Genomic DNA, 19735 nt, shown 5'->3' on the forward strand with positions numbered 1-19735 from the left:
TATACTTACTTCACAAAGTGCCTGCTTTGCTTTCCGGGAATCTGATTTTATTTTCCTTTTTGCTGGTCTGCAAAAAGCTTCATGTAAAAGCCGCCCACTACACTTCTTGCTTTAAAATTGTCACGAATACCTGTATTTGAATCATAAAAGTCATTCAGCGGTACACGGGATTCTGTTTCTATCGCATGTTTGTAAACTGGGGCTACCAGCGCTTCAAATTCCTTTTGTGTAGGTGCAAAGGTTGCAGTCCACAAAATCCAGTCGTTTTTGGTATAGGCCTTTCTGCTGTCCAGTGGAATTCCGAATTTATTCTGTTTGCCCAGGTAATACTTGGTTTCCAGGTCATACACCTTTTGAGGGAATAGCTTTAAATTAAGAACCTTATCCCAAACCAGGTTGTATTTCTGGCTCCAGGTATTTTTATCGTCAAAAGTAAGGGCATAGTGGTCACCGGCATCAGCCATCTCCATCCATTTGGGAACCATACTTTCGGCTATGGCCCGATATTTTTTTGCAGTTTCAGTATAGCCGAGCGTTTCTGCCATTTGTGCATAACATGCGATTCCCACAATTGCCTTTACAGATAAATTCGCATTCCTTGCCAGGTGTCCAGCAAAATCGTCGGTACACAATTGTGTTTTTGGATCCAGGCCTTCCTTGCTCAGGTAATCTGCCCATATGGTCAATGTTTTCCAATGTTTTTTAGCATACTCAGCATTGCCTTGTGCACTTGCGATAGCAGCAGTAAGGATAATCATGTTGCCAGATTCTTCAACCGGCATCGGCTCACCATAAGTCTGTCCATTCGCCAGGGGATAAGTACCCAGGTCATGAGCCGCCCATGGATGCGGATATTTTCCGCTTTCGCTGAAATAAAAAATACCGTTTAACATGCCTTGCAACAATGAAGGATTGTAAATGAGGTATAAGGGTGCCGAAGGATAAGTGACATCGACTGTATTGATGAAGCCCCCGCTGTTGTTTTCTTTAGACAGCCACAGGATTTCACCTTCCGGACTTTTTACCAATGTATGTGCGGCAATACTTTGACGGTAAGCCAGCGCACACAAATGTGCATAGGCTTCACCACCGGCTTTCAACGCATCTGCATAAACGGATTCATCAAATGTTTTGCATTGCTGCATAACCGTTTTATATTCGGCTGCTGCCTTGCCCAGCTGATTTTCCATGGTCTCCTTACCCGACGTATTCCACCAGGGCCTCAGGTTTTTCTGGAAGTACTGGATGGCATAAATTTCATCGTAACCCAATTCAATAAACTGTTCTACGGGTCTTATACCTACATTACTAAAGTTGCTGATTGTATTCAATGCCAGTGATTTTCCCAGACTTGCAGTAGAAACTGAAGATCCTGTTCTAAAAGCATCCGCGGCAGCACGGCCACTGGTGATGAACTGTACGGTATTGCTTGATTTCGGTGCTGCAACATATAGGTGACCCCAATCAATGCGCATGTCATCACCGGCTTTTTGTAATATGGCCTGCTCAACTGTGCCAACTTTCATTACAGCCAGCTGAGGTGTGTTATATTTAGTCGCTTTTACTTCCTGAGCTGGTCTGTATACGGAAATGTTAGAAGAGGCACTTAAGAATACTTTTACTGCATGGCTCTTATTGTCGTTAGATTGGATCTTGTAAGTAATATAAGAAACCGGACGTGCCAGCAGACCCAGGTCGTTCATCAGCAGTGGCGATGTAAAAGTTAGTTTCATATCTATTTTACCACAGCTGAAATCATAAATGGTCTGCGTAGCGGTGACTGCAACATTTTTCTGTTTTGCCAGTTGAATTTTCGCTGAATTGTCTTTTAACTTGTCGACCAGACCAAAGTCGAGGTAGCTGCCACCCATTGAATTGGCAAGATGGATAGCGATCACATTAGGGCCCGTTTTTAGATCTTTTTTATTGAGCTGGAAATACTGGAAAATATGCGTCCAACCTACTTTTTCGTATACTTTTTTACCATTCAGATAAACTTCAATGTTGTCATCATGGTTCAGTTTTAAAAAGAGATCGTTGATATTTGCCGGATTGGCGATCTGAAAAGTCCTCCTCAGCCAGATGTCTTTAGATTTCCAAAGCGTTTTTACCTGTTTCGGGTCGTCTCCTATCGGGGCAGCGCCTGATTTCCATTCGCCGGCATTGTAAGAGTCAGCAAGCCAGTCGCCTTTAGGTTCCGTCTCTGTATAATCAACAGTGTAAGGTTTTTCATCAGAGGTGGACAGGACGGTCTGGTAATTTACCTCCTCCTTGCCCATAAACCGATAGATATTGCCATCAACACTGATCAGGCCCAGAAGCGAATGATCTGCGCCTGTCCAGTGGGTAGTTGAAGCAGCATAGAGCTGGTCGGCACTGGACCAGATACTGAAATTGGGATTGTGTGTGATCAGCGGATACGAGGGCGCTTTTCTTTCCTGAGCATGAGTTCCTCCCATCGTAAATAAAATGGAGGTAAGCAATGTCAGAAATCTTAATTTGTTGGAATTGTTCATCTTTTGTGTGTAAAGTTGACTTGTAGGTTTTATTTGGTTAATTGAGAGGTAAAATTAAACGATTGAGCCTCGCTAAGGCTACGTTTTTGTATCAACTTTTTGCTTATGCGTCTCAATTTTTTTCCATTTATAGCAGTAATCATCGCGTAAAATGGCCAATTTGAAGTAAAGCAACCGGGAAATGGATATGTATTGATAATTTTACTTTTTAAGCCGCCTGGAAAAAATAAATTATAATTTTTAACATTGTTGAAAAAGCTACATTTGATAATGAGTTGAAGCGGCATGCGGCTGGGGTGATGGAAGACTTTATAAATTAATTGGGATGGAAAGAAGAACTTTTGTAAAGAACACTGCACTCATTGCAGGAGGTTTATTAATCGGTAATATGGATGTTTTAGCAGGTAGCGGGGCAGGGGTGCTGAAAATTGCCATCATTGGCTGCGGCGATCGGGGTAAGGGTATCATAGAGGTAATCAATCAATCGCCGGATAAATTCCGGATTACTGCCCTGTGCGATGTTCTGGATTTTCGTTTAACTGATGCCCGGAAGCTCTGCAAAACAAATACACCAAATGTATATAAAGACTACAGAAAGTTGCTGGACGATAAGGCTGTAGACGCTGTCGTGGTCGCAGTACCTTTATACCTGCACTATGAGATCGCTGTTGCCGTATTGAAAGCCGACCGTCACCTCTACCTGGAGAAAACCATGACCTACAATTTAACCCAGGCGCTGGATTTGGTGAAACTGGCAAAAAGCCGCCCCGGACAAATTTTACAGGTAGGACATCAATACCGGTATTCACCTTTATATTACCGCGTAAAGGAAATGATTGCTAAAAATTATTTAGGAGACATTAGCCAGATTGAATGTCGATGGGATAGGAATGCCGACTGGAGGCGTGCTGTACCTGATCCATCACTGGAGCGCCAGATCAATTGGCGGATGTATAAGGAATATTCTGGCGGCCTGATCGCCGAATTGATGTCTCATCAGATAGATTTCATCAACTGGGCATTTGATACCCACCCGGATGAGGTTTTTGCAACCGGTGGAATTGACATTTTTAAAGATGGAAGGGAAACATTTGACAATGCGCAGGTGATGTTCCGTTATACCGGTAAACACAGTATGATCGGTAACTTTGGAGCCACCTGCGGAAATTCAAGGGATGGTTACCTGTTCAAAATTAAAGGTACCTTAGGTACAATTTCTTTGCTGACAAATGAGGGTATCTTTTACCCGGAAAAGAAATTGTTGAACAATAAAGAATTGGTGGATGGCGTGACAGGTGCTACCCGAATTGTCTGGAATAAGGAAGGTGGCACGCCGATCCTGCCCGAACCGACAAAAGATGGTACCTGGTATGCTTTTAACGAGTTTTACGAATGTATTCAAACCAAGCGTATGCCCGATAGTAATGTAACTACAGGCGCACGTACCGCCATTTGCGTGGATCTCGCAAATACAGCATTGTACGATAAAAAACCAACGTTTTGGAAAGCAGAATACAATCTGCCTAACGCCTAGTCCTGATCGTTAATTTCCCTTTGCGATTGGTGGCCGGAAGGGTGATACAGAGCAGTCCCGGATACGTTTGTGACACGTCCAGTACCTGGCCTTCAAAAAAGGCTTCATACCGATTTGCAGGATTGAGGCATACCATCAGGCTTCGGGAATGTTCTTTCGTCGCCTGATCGAAACTCAATTCTCCATGGTATGCAGACTGATCCGCATTGAAATCACCACTGAGCTGCCAGATCTCGAATCCTGTGGTTAGTGTTCCGCGTTTATAGCAGGCGTTAAACCAGCTGAGCACAGGTGTGGATAAACCCGAAAACTGATGCCAGCCAGCACCACGACCGCTTTCAGCAAGAAAGTGCTCAAAGGTGTAATAGGAATTGCGCGTTTCCTTTTCAAATACATCCAGTGCTTTTTGTGCAATCTGCATCGCCAGCTCAGGCTTAGCCAAATCAAGCATGGTCTTCCACATAAACCATTGATGTGGCATCCATACAGCACCATTCCAATACCCGTCTTTGCGGTAATACGGAGCAGACTGATCCACAACGCCCAATCCGCTTGGTGTCCAGAGATGCTCCCTGGAGAAGATTTTTGTGATCAGCAATTGTTGCTGCTCCTGGTTGCAGATGCCAGAGAGCAGTGGATAGGCGCCATCCAGGCCCATATTGTAATCTATACCCGCTTCATTTTTAAAAGGCCCGGTAGGCCTGCCTGAAGCGTCGTGACATACATAACTAAAATATCCGCTATTGGAATTCCAGGAGTACTTCTGAAGTGCTGCTGTAAATAAGCGGATGTCTTTATCATAAGCCTTCACATCTGCTGGCTTGTTGGAATACGCTGCGGCCATACGCAAGATTTTAGCAAATCGAATGCACTGGGCAGTAGTAATTACGGGTGTAACCGACGACTCCAGTCGTTGCTGGTGAACAGCAAGTTGCGCCGGATAATCGTCCCAACCTCCTGAATTGTAAAAATAATCCCAGGTCTTAAGCAGGTTGGATGGTAAAACCCGCGTAGAGGAACTACCAAGCTGGCCGGAAAGGAAATGATAATATTGTTTTAAACGGGGGTAAAAATGATCGAGCAAGGCTTTTGACCGGGTTTTATTCCAAAGGTCAAGAAAGGCATAAACCTGCACTGGCACAGGGGAGCCATGGTGGATGAAAGCAGACTGGCTTCCGGGGGCTGTCGTATAGGCATTGATGCAGTCAACAGCGCGATCCAAGTCCGTTTCATTAAGACCTAAAGCCAGAAAACCGGAATCCCAGGTATAAAGGCTGTTCCACCATTTACCGGGGGTATAATGTCTGATGTAGTTGCGCTGGGTATATATGGGGTAAACCACATTTTCCAGTAAGGCGGCATTAAGCAAACGCTGACTGAATTGATGGTCTGCTCCAGAAGGTAACAGGACAGCAGCAACTGGTGTCTTCAACTTGTTTTTTTTCAGTTCCTCAAAATTTTGCAAGGCGGCATTCGCCTCCGCCGCATTTTTACCATGTGTGATCAGGCAGTGGAGCACCTGTTCAGTCCCAGGAGCCAATTGCACTGGTCTGATGAAAACATTTTCGAAATGACCCTTGCCGTTTCCCTGAAGTATACTGTCGACGTGGTTGTGTACCATTTTCCTGAAGTAAACATCCAGCTCGTCATTTCTGACTTCCCTGATTTTGAACAGCGCCTCATCCCAGGCCAGGCCATAGTATCCGGGAGCATCTCTATAACGCAATAACAACTGGCGTTTTTGAGGACGTCCAACAATTTCCGGTTGCATCTGCTTGTCATGATCCACGATGTTCAGCTTTGAATTTGCTTGTGTACTCCAGAGCAGACCATTGATTTCTATGTTGTTACCGCCTGATGAAATCAGCCTGAGGCTTGTGGCTCCTGTGGAATCAAATGGGAGTTCAATATGGGTTAATTTACCGTTCCCCTGCAAGGTGATCTCCTGATTGATCAGACCCGATAAGCGAAATTTATTGACTGTATTTTCTCCCGTGCGGTATACGATGCTGAGGTATCCTTTTTTGATGGATGTCGGTACGGCATAGGTCGCCACGTCTCCTTTGGAACGGCCAAACCTATTGTTTAAGGCCGAGCCGTCCAGAAAATCGGCACTCCTAACTTCTCCTTTCATTAGTCCGTCAGTTACCAGGTTGTCTTTCGGATTGGAGATGGCAAAGTCAAGTGATTGGTAATCCACAGCATTGATCCAGGTGCTTCCCTCTGGTTTACGCAATTGCTTCAACGGCCATATTTCAGGATAAGCAATCCAACCCATCAGATTGATCGTCAGGTTTTGAGGAATGGAAGTACGGTTCACACATTTGATGGTCGCCATTACACTGTTCTGGTCCAGAACCCGGTAATTGACGTCTACATATACCTGATCTTTCCATTCCAGTTCATACCGGTAACTGTATTGCCTGGTCTTCAGATCTGCATCCCAGGGAAAGTATCCGGATTCAAACCCTACATTTGGAATCAGTACTTTATTGCGATAATACCCTGGCATGACTGAGAAATCGAAACGCAAGCCTGCAGACAGGTCCGGAATGTGAGAAATTCCCGCATATTGCTTGGAATAAGGTCCCCAGTCTCCTGTCTGAACATCATGAGACTGGCTGATGGCTTTCAACCGGATAGCACTGATTTCAGTGTTTTGAGCAGAAACAGCATGCCAAAAGAAGATCGCTGAAAGGAACAGGAGTTTAGTCTTCATAGTTTCCGGTGTCTGCTGTTTTTTAGTTGTTTTTTAACTCAAAACTTTTAAAGACCCCATTAGATGACGCTTCACCTTTAGCCACAATGCCAGCCCGGTAACCCATGCCCCAGGGTGCATATTTGTCCGCATTAAATTCCATGCCGTGAAATTTTACCCAGTCCGATGCCTCATTTTTATAGTAAAAGCTGAGGTACCTTCCACCTTGATCGACTTTCATTTTTAATTGTTTAACTCCCGATAGTGACGCTTCTGATTGCTTCATGACTGTGTATTTGCCTTCCAGATTACTAAAAATAGCATATCCGCTTTCGGAAGCCGAGATACCAATTGCACCGAGTTCTCCTGGCCACTTGCTTTTAAAAATAGCACCTCCAAGACAAATTCCTGTTGACGCAGAACCAATGTTAACTTCGGCAATGATGTCAAAATCTACTGTTTTAATGTATTGCCCCAGGAAAGTGCCAAGATCATGGTTGTCATTGGAAGCAGACAACCTCAGCCCACTTTCAAAGGTCATCACCGGCCTTTGTAGTTTTGATGGCCATTGCCAGGCAAGGTTAAGTTTTTTGTCTTTTTGAAAATCATCAAAAAAGTCGAGTTCCGACTTTGGCCGATTGGCCACTGCCACATTGTGAAGTACTGGCCAGCCATCGGCTCCTGGTTTTAACTCTTCAATAATGCCTTCGCGTCCAACAAACACATCATAATTTTTATTGAAAGCATGGTAAAGCATAAATAGTCTGTCATCCGCAGATCGGACAACGGTTCCGTGACCTGGACAATTCCAACGGTCATTACTCACCATGATCGGATTTTTATCATATTTCTCCCATGTTCCGCTTGCCAGGTCTTTAGTCCTTGCAATTCCTGTCTTATAATTGCAGCGGGCATCGCAGCAACCACCAACTGCATAAAGACTATAGATGTAATCCCCCATTCTAAAAAAACAGGCGCCCTCTACCAAAGCAGTTTCCCAGGGTTGACTATTGGTATAGACCTGTTTTTTTTGTCCTAAAAGCTTGGTGCGACTTGCATTGATCTCCTGCATCCATATCCAGCTTTCTTTTCCGCAACCATTGCCATCGTTTTTCCAGAACGCGTAGATTTTTCCATCGTCCTGTAATTCAAAAGCGTCTATAGCCCCACAATCGTCTGCTATAATTACCGGCCCATTGTCGGTAAATTTTCCCGATTCAATTTGATCCGCATCGATCCAGGCGATGCCACATTGCAGACCTGGATTACCTTTAATTTCACGATGGTGTGCAGTATAATACGCGTAAATGCGATTTTGTTTGGCATCATAAGCCAGTTCAGAGGCCCAGAAATTATTTTCTCCCCACTGGTCTTTCATGTCTTTAAATCCTTCCGGAAATACATGATTGACCAATTTCCAATCTTTTAGATTGGTAGATTTATAAATGGTGAAATAGGGAGCCCATTCATTTGTCGTGGAAGTGGCATAATATACGTTCCCAACCCGGATGATCGAAGGATCAGGGTTATCCCCGGGCAAAGCCGGGTTCACAATTGGGAGGTCGGCAGCAGTATTTGTTGTGGTTTCCTTTTTTTTTACACTGCAGGAGGAGAGCGTCAAAAAGAGTAAAATATATAATAGTCTAGTGTTCATACCCCGCCAAAGAAAACCAATCAATTTTGGATATTTTGATCGTTCTTTTGTCGTTTTGTCTCAATTCGTTTGCTTAAAGCCCAGGATTATAATGGGTATAAAAAAAGGCAAACGTTAACGTTTGCCTTTAGATTAGAGATTATTCTCCAACAGGAATCGGAATGTCAATGCCGCTGGCAGCGGCTATACCAAAATTTGGTGAGCCATCTGTATTCCAGGTTAACTTTTGCATCCTCGGGGTTCTGGGAGTTCCGCTTGCATTCGGCAGACTTCTTGCATGATACACGAACCAGTTTTCTTTTCGTTCCACACCATTTGGATCCGTGTAGCTGCTGGTGAAAAAACCATTGTGCCCTGGTCCGTATACGGAGTTGGCGTCATTTCGTACAAAAACTTGCTTCTTATTGATCCAATCGGTGGCTACGGTCGGGTTTCCTCCACTGGTCAACTGAATCTGCGCCAGGCAATAATCGTCGCTGCTGTATCTGCTGGCAGAGTAAATGATGAAAACAGGACTGCCGGCATCCTTTTGTAACATAATCGGTCCTTCGTTGACACCTGCACCTATAGAACTGGGTTCATGTTTCTCCCAGGTATTGGTTGGTGATGATATCTTGACACGTGGACCATCAATCGTCCAGGGATTAGACATGGATGCCAGATAAAGATATTGTTTATACCTGCTGGCCGTACTTTCCCAGCCTGACCAAACGAAATAGTTAGCCGATCCTATAGTGAGTACGGTACCATCAATAGCCCACTGATCGCTTGCATCAGCTATTTTGCCCTTGAAAGTCCAGGTACCAGTCATCGGATCAGCATTGGGATTTTCCAGGACATACATGCGATGTGAATCACCCGTTCCGTCATTCGCTGCAAAATATAAATACCATTTTCCTGAAAGGAAATGCAATTCAGGGGCCCATATGTTAGATGAATAAGCTGTTCCTGAAGGCGGGGTCCATACTACTGTTTCTGTTGCCGTTGATAGTAAGGACATGGAAGTCGTTTTTCTGAGGCCGATTTTATTTCCCCTGGTATACATAAAATAATAATATCCATCTTTTTGCGCAACATAAGGATCCGGTCTGCTGGCATCAATCAGTGGATTTTGATAATTGACATTGTGAAAATTGAACATATCCTGTGTTCCTGAAACAGTACTCTTTTGTTTAATTTTTCTCCCTGGGGTATCATCTCCAGGATCGACCACCATTTTCATACCTGTGGCTTTGTTGGTTAAAGAGAACACATTGTTGCTGCCAGAGTAGGCAATGGACCAGCTTTGGGAATCACTGCCATTATCAGTGGCCTGCCGTAAAATATCGCCTGATGTTGCAGAGGGTGATTCCAGGCACTTATTGCTGGTTACATTCACCAGCTTGTAATAAACTGCGTCAATTTGCAATAGCTTCCATTTTTGCCCATTGTTGGGAAACCAGGACCATTGTTGGATTGCCGCATTTTCTGCACTGGAATTACCTGTTACCTCCACCACAGGTCCGCCGGGTGATGTTGATGATATACCCCTGATGCGGTAGGTCGCGCCATCAATCAGTGTACCCAATGGCGGGGCTGCACTGATGATCGCAGTCGCATTTTTTTGAAGTCGCATGTCTGCTTTGTCCACATCTCTGGATGGTTCTTTTTGACAAGCAGCCGTTAGGCAAAACGTAACAGCAGCAAGCCCGGTAAATAATCTTGTTTTCATTAAGCTAGGGTTTAGATTTGGTTAATTACCATTGAAATTAGGGAATGATCCTGGTGAAGTTTGTTCAATTTTTTGTCGATTCATCTCAAAATAGGTAATACGCTGCTGGATGATATGAAAAATGCATGTTTTGACTGGAAATGTCAGCTGAAAATGAGACGCAGAGACAAAAAACTGAATAGATTTTGTAAGTTTTATTGATTTACTTAGCGCTTGATAACCAAATTTCAGTTAAACCGTATGAAAAGGATACCTTTGATTATACCCCTTTTAATGTTCTTGTTTTTAAAGAGTTCAAAAGCTCAGGATAAAGCTGCAAAATTCGAAGATCAACTTCCGGAATGGGCTTTGGGTCCTTTTGTAAGACCTGCCGGAGTAAATCCTGTGATCTCTCCCGATGCCAAAAGCATGTTCTTCGACCCAATGAGCAAACAAAAGATTGCCTGGGAAGCAAGCGATGTATTTAACCCTGGAGCGGCTGTAAAAAACAACAAAATCTATGTGATCTATCGTGGCGAAGACCGCTCTGGCAACGGAATAGGTAAACGTACTTCCCGGTTGGGGATTGCGGAAAGCACAGATGGCATTAAACTGAAGAAGAGCCAAAAACCGGTCATGTATCCTGATGAAGACAGTCAGAAAGAACACGAATGGCCCGGCGGTTGTGAAGACCCCCGGATTGCGGTTACAAAAGAGGGATTGTATGTCATGTTCTATACGCAATGGAACAGAAAAATATTCAGGATAGCAGTAGCTACATCCAGAGATTTGAAAAACTGGACCAAGCATGGCCCGGCATTTCACCAGGCTTATGACGGCAGATTTAAAGATTTGAAATGTAAATCAGCCTCCGTAGTTACTAAAATAGAAAACGGAAAACAGGTGATTACAAAAATCAATGGGAAATACATGATGTATTGGGGAGAACGTTTTATGAATATTGCCACTTCCGATGATCTCCTCAACTGGGAACCGACATTAAACAAAACTGGAGCACTTGAATTGATTGTAACCCCCAGGAAAAATCATTTTGATAGCGACATGACGGAATGTGGTCCGCCAGCAATTGTCACCGATAAAGGTATTTTGGTTTTGTACAATGGTAAAAATAAGGGGAACAGCGATAGGGATACCAATTATGCAGCAAATACTTATGCAGCTGGTCAGGTGCTGTTTGATTTGAACAATCCCTCAAAAGTTATTTCACGCCTGTCTAAGCCATTTTTCGTCCCAACCGAACCTTTTGAAAAAAGTGGGCAGTATCCCTTCGGTACAGTTTTTATCCAGGGCCTTGTTTATTTTAAGAAAAAATGGGTTCTGTACTACGGTGGCGCAGACAGTAGGGTAGGTGTTGCAATTTATAATCAAAATGATAACCTATGAAAATCAGTAGCCTTAAATTATTTTTGCTGTGTATTATCCTGCCCGTTCTTGTCAACGCACAAAATGCTTCATTAACTGAGCATTCTGCAGTAAATTCTATATTTCTAAGATCGCAGCAAACCTATAAGGGTACGTCTAAATGGCAAATTCAAAAAGTTTCGGCACTTACCGAAAATGATGCTGAAATTTCTAAGCCTGGTTATCAGACCAAAGGTTGGTTGCCTGCAACAGTACCTGGTACGGTACTCAATAGTTTAATTGCCAATAAAATTTATCCTGAACCCTATTATGGAGATCAAAATAGAAAGGAGCGTAAACTGATTCCGGATATTGCAGATGCGGGGATTGAATTTTATCATTACTGGTTTAGAACAGATTTTGAGCTTCCCAAAAGTTTTGCAGGTAAAAGAGTCTGGTTAAAGTTTCATGGCATCAATTACCGCTCAGAAATTTGGGTAAATGGCAAACATATCGGGACTATGGCTGGAATGTTTCATGCACAGGAATTTGACATTACAGACATCGTGTCGTTTTCTGGAAAGAACGCCGTTGCGCTTAAGGTTAAACCTGTTGATGTTCCAGGAACCAGCAATAAATTTAAGAAAGAAAGGCCAGGAGCCTTTGGAGAGAATGGAAATGGGGGCGACGGTGAAATGGGCAAAAATGTGAGCATGCTGATGAGCGTTGGCTGGGACTTTACAGCACCAGATGGCATCCGCGATAGAAACACCGGAGTCTGGCGCGATGTTGAACTTTTTGCCACCAATGCCATCCTGTTAGATCATGCTTTTGTACAAACAAAGTTGCCATTGCCCGATACCACAAGTGCAAAGGAAACCATATCAGTAGAAACTTTTAATGCGACAGATAAAGTGCAGCAGGCCATCGTGTCTGCAAAAATTGAAGGGCTGGGTAAAACGATCAGACAAACCATTGTACTGAAGCCCAGAGAAAGAAAAACGGTTACTTTCCTGCCCGAAAATTATCCGGAATTAATCCTGAAAAATCCAAAGCTCTGGTGGCCATTAAACAAAGGCAAACAGCATTTGTACACACTCAAATTGGCCGTGTCCGTTGATGGAATTGTAAGCCATGAACTCACAACCCGGTTCGGGATTCGGGAAATTACCTCTGACCAGCAGACGCCCGACCAAAGTCGCCGGTTCCTGGTAAACGGGTACCCTGTATTTATAAGGGGTTCAAATTGGGTGCCCGAAGCCATGTTGAGAAATACCGAGCAACGTACCTATGCAGAACTCCGGTATACGAAGCAAGCCGGCATTAATTTTTTACGATTGTGGGGCGGTGGGATTGCGGAGTCGGATTATTTTTATCAGTTGTGTGATGAAATGGGAATTATGGTTTGGTCTGAGTTTTGGATTACTGGTGATACGCGCTTCCCGACAGATACGGCCTTGTACTTTAAAAATTTAACCAGCACAATTAAGCGCATCAGAAACCACGCTTCATCGGCCTATTATGTTTCTGCCAACGAGTCTGCGGAACTACCAGGAGCCGGTAAATTAATTTATGCTTTAGATCCAACCAAAGGCTACCAATCGCAGTCAGAATGCTGCGGCATTCACGATGGAAGCCCGTACAAGTATGAAAATCCAATGCAGTATTTTGAAAATACAGCATCAAAGCGTGGAAGTCGGGTAGATGGATTTAATCCGGAATACGGTACGCCAATCCTTCCCATCTTATCTTCGCTCAAAAAGTTAATGCCTGAACGTGATTTATGGCCAATAAACAAGCCGGTCTGGGACTATCTGGATGGTGGAGGTTTTCATCAAATGACTACAAAATACCATGAAGCTGTAGAACAGTTTGGAAAGTCTGAAACCATTGAGGACTATGCTAAAAAAGCCCAATTTGTTGGCGCCATGAACTTCCGCGCGCTCTGGGAAGTCTGGAACTACAATAAGTTCAGTTTCGGTGATCGTTTCTCCTCAGGTTTATTGTTTTGGTATCACAACAGTCCGCTGCCTCAAACCGCGAGTCGTTTCTACGACTGGTTTTTGGAGCCCACAGCAGGTCTTTATTATGCACAGAATGGGTTACAACCTTTACATCCGCAATACGACTATCTAAAAAATACAGTTTCTATTGCTAACGACTATAGGCAGGCTTTTAAAGGCTACCAATTGCTGGTCAAAGTATATGATTTCAACAGCAAGGAAGTATTGGCGTTGAATAGTAGCGTAAACATTCCAGCGGATGGAACAGCAAAAGACGTGTTGAAAATTGATTTCCCTGAACAAATTACACAGATTCATTTTATTAAACTTGTACTTTTGGATCATGCCGGCAAGCAAGTTTCGGAATCGTTTTACTGGCGGTCAAAAGATGCTTACAAGGGAGCCTGGACAATGACCGGACCGGCCACATCAGGTTTTCAGGACATGGGCAAATTATCGCCTTCTAAACTTGATTTCCAGGTTACAAAAGTTAAGTCATCAAATGAATTGATCCTGAATGTCCGGATTAAAAACATCGGTCAGTCGATTTCATTTTTTACACAATTAAAATTAAATGATGAGCACGGCTATGGAATTATGCCGGCATTTTATACCGACAATTTTTTTAACCTGCTGCCTGGCGAAGTCAAGCAAGTACGCATAGAAATTCCACATGAATCCTTAAAAGGAAAAAAAATCAAGTTGTTTTTGGATGCCTACAATGTTTCAGAACTCATGAAGGAATTTCAAATTGAGACAAATTGACAAAATGTTGAATAAATACTATGACTTTCATTCTTTTCTTTTGTAAGGAAGAAAACCAATTATAAAACCAGGAGCAGTTTATCGGTACCGAAAGATCGGATGCTCCAAAACCAAATATTTATGAACAGATTTTACTTGTCTTTTTACAGCAAGAGCATAGGGCCGAAACGAGTCTTTCTCTTACTGTTCTTCGTGTTGCTGGCTCCCATGATCGCCCTGGCACAAAACAGAACCATAAGCGGGACCGTTAGGGATGCAAAAACTGGCGAATCCCTGATCGGGGTTAGTGTCAAAATCCAGAATAGCACTTCGGGAACAAGCACCGATGGCAATGGTGCCTTCAAATTACAGGTTACCTCAAATGCAGTATTGGTGCTGTCTTATACCGGGTACGAGCCACAAACCATAACCGTAGGCGACAAAAAAGAGTTAAACGTTAGCCTGGTCGAAAACAGCAAAACCCTGGATGACATTGTGGTGGTTGGTTATGGAACCATGCGAAAAAAAGACCTGACCGGTTCAGTTTTTCAAATTCTTCCCGACAAAATTGCTAATGATAATCCAAAAACAGTTCAGGACCTCCTTCGTGGAGCTCCAGGTTTAAATGTGGGCTACGACCCTTCAGCTAAGGGCGGAGGATCTATAGAAATACGTGGCCGGCGATCTGTTTATGATGCCGGTGGACACAACAGCCCCCTGATCATCCTCGACGGAATGATCTTTTATGGAGAACTTTCTGAAGTTAATCCCGACGATATCGCGCAGATTGACATCTTAAAGGATGCTTCCGCAGCAGCTATTTATGGTGCTAAAGCCGCAAGTGGCGTGATCATCATCACCACCAAAAAAGGTAAACCGGGTAAGCCAGTGATCAACATGAGCATGAACACAGGGGCGACTACGAAAAGCGCTTACCGCGAAAGGTTTAGTCCGGAAGAATATGTGCAGCACCGCGAAGATTGGTATACAAAGAACACCTATGGTGTGAACCCGGCAACAAAAGCCTATGAAGCGTATCAAACGGGTACTTATGCCAGTAAGCCGGGCTACTTTATACGTCCCGATCAATTGCCGGGAAGTGTTTCCCTGAACAACTGGAGGGGCTACAGCACCAATCAGGCGAATGAATCTGACCTGAGCATCTGGGCCAGACGATTGGGATTTACCGGTAATGCCCTACAAAACTTCCTGAGCGGAAAAACGGTTGATTGGGCTGATCATACTTTCAGAACCGGTATCAATCAGGATTATAATGGCAGTGTAAGTGGTGCTGGCGATAAAGTCAATTACTATTTATCAATGGGATATCTGAAGAACGAAGGAGCAGTACGTAGTGATGATTACCGGGCGATGCGCAGCAATATGAAAATCAATGCACAGGTAAGCAAGTGGCTGGAACTTGGAGCCAACGTGAATTTCCAGGACCGATCGGACGGTAATGTGGATATGGACCGTGATCAAACCCTGCGTAATAGTCCCTATGCCGATTATGCTGATGGTACCGGTAATCCTGTGCAGTATCCTTTGAGTCCCGAATATAGCCAGAGGGGTTATAATTATGACTTTCAAAAAAAATATTTAGCGCTTGAAAAAGGCTACACCATACTCAACACGATTTTGAATGCCAAAGTCAAATTACCTTTTAACATTACTTATTCATTCAATGCATCACCACGCTACCAGTTTTTCTATGACCGTTATTTCATGTCGGCAGATTTGCCTGGCGCTGATCCAGCAACACGTGGGGTAAACCGTGAGCAGGCCAAAAGTTTCGACTGGTCGCTAAACAATACCCTGGCCTGGGATCATACCTTCAAACAAAAACACCACATCATCCTGACACTTGTTCAGGAAGCTGAGGAAAACCAATTCTGGAAAGATCGCATCGAAGCCCGGAAAATCTTACCTTCCGATGCTTTGGGCTTTCACAATACCAAAAATGGCAGTAGAGAAAACAGTACTTTTTTAAGTGAGGACTCGCATCAAACAGCCGACGCCCTGTTGGCACGCTTGTTTTACTCCTATGACGACCGTTACATGCTAACCACCTCTGTTCGTAGGGACGGTTACTCGGCTTTCGGTGTTTCCAATCCTTACGCGACCTTCCCGTCTGTTGCCGGGGCCTGGACGTTTACCAATGAAAAATTCTTCAAATGGGGCAATGTCATGAATAGTGGTAAATTGCGTGTATCCTACGGTGAAAATGGTAACCGTTCTCTGGAGAATCCGTACATAGCACTGGCCAATTTATCGCCTGGAGGCGGTAAAATGCAAGGTTATATCAATTCAGCCGGGGCATTGGAATTGTATCGCTATTTATATGCCGACCGCTTGTCCAATCCAAAGTTGCAATGGGAAAAAACAGCGGCCTGGAACTTCGGACTTGATTTTGGTTTCCTTAATAACCGCATATCTGGAAGTCTGGAATATTACCAAATGAAAACTCATGACATGATCATGAACCAGCGTTTGCCAAGTTTTACCGGATTTACCAATATCACATCGAATTTAGGACAAGTGAACAATAGTGGAATTGAATTGGCTTTAAATACACTGAACATCAAAAATAACTTTTTGGAATGGTCCAGTACATTTGGTTTTTCTTACAATAAAAATAAGATCGTCCATCTTTATTATCAGTATCAGAATGTGCTGGATGCCCAGGGAAATGTAACTGGCAAAAAGGAAATGGACGACATCATCAATGGATGGTTTATTGGAAAGCCCATCAGCACCATTTGGGATTATCGGGTTACCGGAATCTGGCAGGCCAATGAAGTAGACGAAGCTAAAAAATACGGGCAGGTACCGGGCGATCCGAAAGTCGCCAATAACTATACGGCCGACGATGTGATCAATACAGATGGTTCTGTAACCCATGTTTATAATGACAACGATAAGGAATTCCTTGGCACAACTGCACCGCCATACCGTTGGTCCTTACGCAATGACTTTACCTTGTGGAAAGACCTCAGTGTTTCCTTTAATGTCTATGCCTATACCGGACACAAGAGTTTATCAGGAAACTACCTCAACAATGACGACGATGGAGGACGTATGGCATATGCCATGATCAACCTGCCTAAAAAAGAATACTGGACCCTGGATAACCCGACCAACGATTATGGTCGTATTGAAGCCAAGGGGCCTACAGGTGCTTCTGGTGCAAAAAAATTGTACGACCGTTCATTTGTTCGTTTGGATAACATCTCTGTAGGCTATACACTTCCACAAAAGTGGACTTCAAAATTGGAATTGGAACGTGTCAAAGTTTACGGTTCTGTGCGTAATGTTGGCGTATGGTCGAACGGCTGGAAATATGGAGACCCGGAAACTTACGATGAAAACGCAAGCAGAAACTTAGAAGGTTGGTCCACACGTGTCTTTACACTTGGGCTAAATTTAGTTTTCTAACCTATTAAATTAACTAAAAATGAAAAAGTTAAGCCAAAAACTTCGCTGTACATATATTCTTGTCGCCCTTTCGATGGGGACTACGCTATCTCTAAATAGTTGCAAAAAATCATTTTTGCAGCCCGATCCGCTATCGTTCTACGAGCCCAATGCAACCTTTAGCACGGCAGCGGGTTTAATGTCGGCCATGGCCATTTGCGATCGTCACCTCAAAGCATATTGGGCAACTGACCATAATGAAATGCTTACCCTTGGAACAGAGTACATCTTTTCTGATATGATGGTGGCCAGTGCTACCGACAAACGTTCCATGCTTTGTGATGTGGCCAATATGCTCACACCAACCAGTGAAACTTCTTATCAGAATATCGACAGGACCAATAGCATCTGGTATTTCTGGGAAGAAACCTATAAAGGCATCATGTACGCGAATACCATTCTTCGATACGCCGATAAGGTAGCCGATTTGGATGAAGCCGCTAAAAATGCTTATAAAGGACGGGCTTATTTTCACCGTGCTTTCCGGTATATGGCTTTAACTTTTCAGTTTGGGGACATACCGCTTGTGACCAAGTTGTTGCAGGTTCCCAAACAAAATTATCGCAGTACCAAACGCGACGCAATTCTGCAGATGATTACCAAGGATATGGAGCTTGCTGTACAATGGGTTCCTGATCAAAAAGGAATGAGCTTGGTTGGCATGGTCAACAAGGGGGCTTGTCGCATGTTGTTGGCTAAATGTTACCTGGCTATTGGCGAATATGCCAAGGCCAAAGAGCAAACAGATATTTTAATCAACCAATCCGGTTATGCTTTAATGCAGGACAACTTCGGTACATTTAATCCTGGCGGTGAAGCACAAACCTGGAAAATTACCCGTAACGTGATTTGGGATTTGCACCGACCTGAAAATAAACTGATTGCTGCCAATCGTGAAGTCATTATGGGCATGCCCAATCGTGGTGCAGATGCGGAATCATTTATACAGATGCTCACCATGCGAATTTTGTATCCTTTTGTTTTTGACACCCGGGTACAAACCAGGGATGGCTTGCAGGCTTTGCTCAATATCAAGCGTAATCAGGCCGACTATAATGCGAATTACGATTATATGCGGGCATTTGGCCGTGGTATTGCTACATTTCGTCCCACTGCTTTCAGCACCGGTCCGATGTGGAAAGTTAACAATGTAATGGACGCTACAGATTTGCGCCATAGTTCTGAAACGGGCAACTGGGTACGTATGCAGGATTATAAAGTGAATAATAAAGCATCTTCTGAATTTGGAAAACCGCTTACCCTTTACAATGCTACAACAGGTGCACTATTGTGCAGTGATACCATTCGCCGTTGGTTTGATGTGCCGCATTATAAATTCTTTTTGAACGACCCTGTAAATGAGGCCAACATCACCGGTTCTGATGGGCTTAGAGGTGCTACCAATGGGGGCAATGCAGACTGGTACCTTTATCGTTTGGCAGAGGCATACCTGCTGCGGGCTGAAGCCAAATACTACATGAACCCAGGTGATGCCACCATTAAGGATGACCTGAATGTATTGAGACAGCGCGCCAAGTGTACCCAGTTGTACACCGGAGCTGTCACCATTGGCGACATTATGAACGAGCGTGGCCGTGAATTGTACTGGGAAGAGTGGAGAAATGTGGAACTGACCCGGGTATCATTATGCCTGGCGCGTAGCGGCAAACCTGATGAATGGGGGAATACTTACAGCCTGGACAATTTTGATAAACAAAGCGGAACCGGGGGCGGAGGTGGAAGCTATTGGTTTCAACGCATCAACCATTACAGCTTGTATAACAAAGGTCCAATACAGATCAATGCTACCGGAAACAGCAATCCAAATTATACCATGGATAAAAAGAACATCTACTGGCCAATTCCTTACGCCGCAATTACCGCGAATAACAGGGGTAGGCTGGGCCAGAATTTTGGATATGATGGTTATGATGCCACCGTTCCAAAATGGGATAAGTGGGAAGATGCTGTTGAAGACGAAAGTAAAATCAACTAAGCTGTTCTTCTGATCTGAATTAAATGTGCCAATCCATCTGATGGATTGGCACATTTTTTTGTGT

9 protein-coding genes are annotated in these 19735 nt (G+C 43.8%); 5 read left to right on the forward strand and 4 right to left on the reverse strand.

From position 1 onward, the window contains the following. Positions 1–47: 47 nt before the first annotated feature. Positions 48–2516: a glutaminase domain-containing protein gene (locus tag IM797_RS20545; RefSeq protein ID WP_194129059.1), complete on the reverse strand. Its 2469-nt coding sequence runs from the start codon at positions 2514–2516 to the stop codon at positions 48–50. A 325-nt stretch (positions 2517–2841) separates the two neighbouring features. On the opposite strand from IM797_RS20545, the gene IM797_RS20550 reads away from it, so the two are divergent. Continuing rightward, positions 2842–4050 carry a Gfo/Idh/MocA family protein gene (locus tag IM797_RS20550; protein WP_194129060.1) on the forward strand — a complete coding sequence of 403 codons (1209 nt, stop codon included), beginning with the start codon at positions 2842–2844 and terminating at the stop codon, positions 4048–4050. Here the strand turns inward: IM797_RS20550 and IM797_RS20555 are convergent. From IM797_RS20555 to IM797_RS20565, 3 genes are all read right to left on the reverse strand, one after another. After that, positions 4040–6769 (reverse strand): trehalase family glycosidase, encoded by a 2730-nt coding sequence (locus tag IM797_RS20555; RefSeq protein WP_194129061.1) that lies wholly within the window; start codon positions 6767–6769, stop codon positions 4040–4042. The two genes, IM797_RS20550 and IM797_RS20555, sit on opposite strands and share 11 nt — an antisense overlap. A 22-nt stretch (positions 6770–6791) precedes the next feature. Next, positions 6792–8402, reverse strand: a complete 1611-nt coding sequence (locus IM797_RS20560) for a glycoside hydrolase family 43 protein (protein WP_194129062.1) — start codon at positions 8400–8402, stop codon at positions 6792–6794. A 139-nt stretch (positions 8403–8541) separates the two neighbouring features. Next, entirely contained in the window at positions 8542–10113 is a 1572-nt protein-coding gene (locus IM797_RS20565; protein WP_194129063.1) for a family 43 glycosylhydrolase, read from the reverse strand. Between the two features lie 240 nt (positions 10114–10353). Here IM797_RS20565 and IM797_RS20570 point away from each other — a divergent pair, with 240 nt between their 5' ends. From IM797_RS20570 to IM797_RS20585, 4 genes are all read left to right on the forward strand, one after another. After that, on the forward strand, positions 10354–11496 hold the full coding sequence (locus IM797_RS20570; RefSeq protein WP_194129064.1) for a glycoside hydrolase family 130 protein: 1143 nt from the start codon (positions 10354–10356) through the stop codon (positions 11494–11496). Beyond that, entirely contained in the window at positions 11493–14222 is a 2730-nt protein-coding gene (locus tag IM797_RS20575; protein ID WP_194129065.1) for a glycoside hydrolase family 2 protein, read from the forward strand. Before IM797_RS20570 ends, IM797_RS20575 begins: the two co-directional genes overlap by 4 nt. Before the next feature lie 120 nt (positions 14223–14342). Beyond that, a complete protein-coding gene (locus IM797_RS20580; RefSeq protein WP_194129066.1) occupies positions 14343–17636 on the forward strand; it encodes a SusC/RagA family TonB-linked outer membrane protein in 3294 nt (1097 codons plus the stop codon). Positions 17637–17655: 19 nt separating this feature from the next. After that, the gene (locus IM797_RS20585; protein WP_194129067.1) at positions 17656–19671 is read left to right on the forward strand and encodes a RagB/SusD family nutrient uptake outer membrane protein; all 2016 of its coding nucleotides are present in this window, start codon (positions 17656–17658) and stop codon (positions 19669–19671) included. Positions 19672–19735 lie beyond the last annotated feature (64 nt).

This window comes from Pedobacter sp. MC2016-24 (genome assembly GCF_015223055.1).
Taxonomy (GTDB): domain Bacteria; phylum Bacteroidota; class Bacteroidia; order Sphingobacteriales; family Sphingobacteriaceae; genus Pedobacter.

What these genes read in the sequence shown, in the direction of transcription:
- IM797_RS20545 (WP_194129059.1), bottom strand. Translation starts at nt 2,516, where the DNA reads ATGAACAATTCCAACAAATTAAGATTTCTGACATTGCTTACCTCCATT.
- IM797_RS20550 (WP_194129060.1), top strand. Translation starts at nt 2,842, where the DNA reads ATGGAAAGAAGAACTTTTGTAAAGAACACTGCACTCATTGCAGGAGGT.
- IM797_RS20555 (WP_194129061.1), bottom strand. Translation starts at nt 6,769, where the DNA reads ATGAAGACTAAACTCCTGTTCCTTTCAGCGATCTTCTTTTGGCATGCT.
- IM797_RS20560 (WP_194129062.1), bottom strand. Translation starts at nt 8,402, where the DNA reads ATGAACACTAGACTATTATATATTTTACTCTTTTTGACGCTCTCCTCC.
- IM797_RS20565 (WP_194129063.1), bottom strand. Translation starts at nt 10,113, where the DNA reads ATGAAAACAAGATTATTTACCGGGCTTGCTGCTGTTACGTTTTGCCTA.
- IM797_RS20570 (WP_194129064.1), top strand. Translation starts at nt 10,354, where the DNA reads ATGAAAAGGATACCTTTGATTATACCCCTTTTAATGTTCTTGTTTTTA.
- IM797_RS20575 (WP_194129065.1), top strand. Translation starts at nt 11,493, where the DNA reads ATGAAAATCAGTAGCCTTAAATTATTTTTGCTGTGTATTATCCTGCCC.
- IM797_RS20580 (WP_194129066.1), top strand. Translation starts at nt 14,343, where the DNA reads ATGAACAGATTTTACTTGTCTTTTTACAGCAAGAGCATAGGGCCGAAA.
- IM797_RS20585 (WP_194129067.1), top strand. Translation starts at nt 17,656, where the DNA reads ATGAAAAAGTTAAGCCAAAAACTTCGCTGTACATATATTCTTGTCGCC.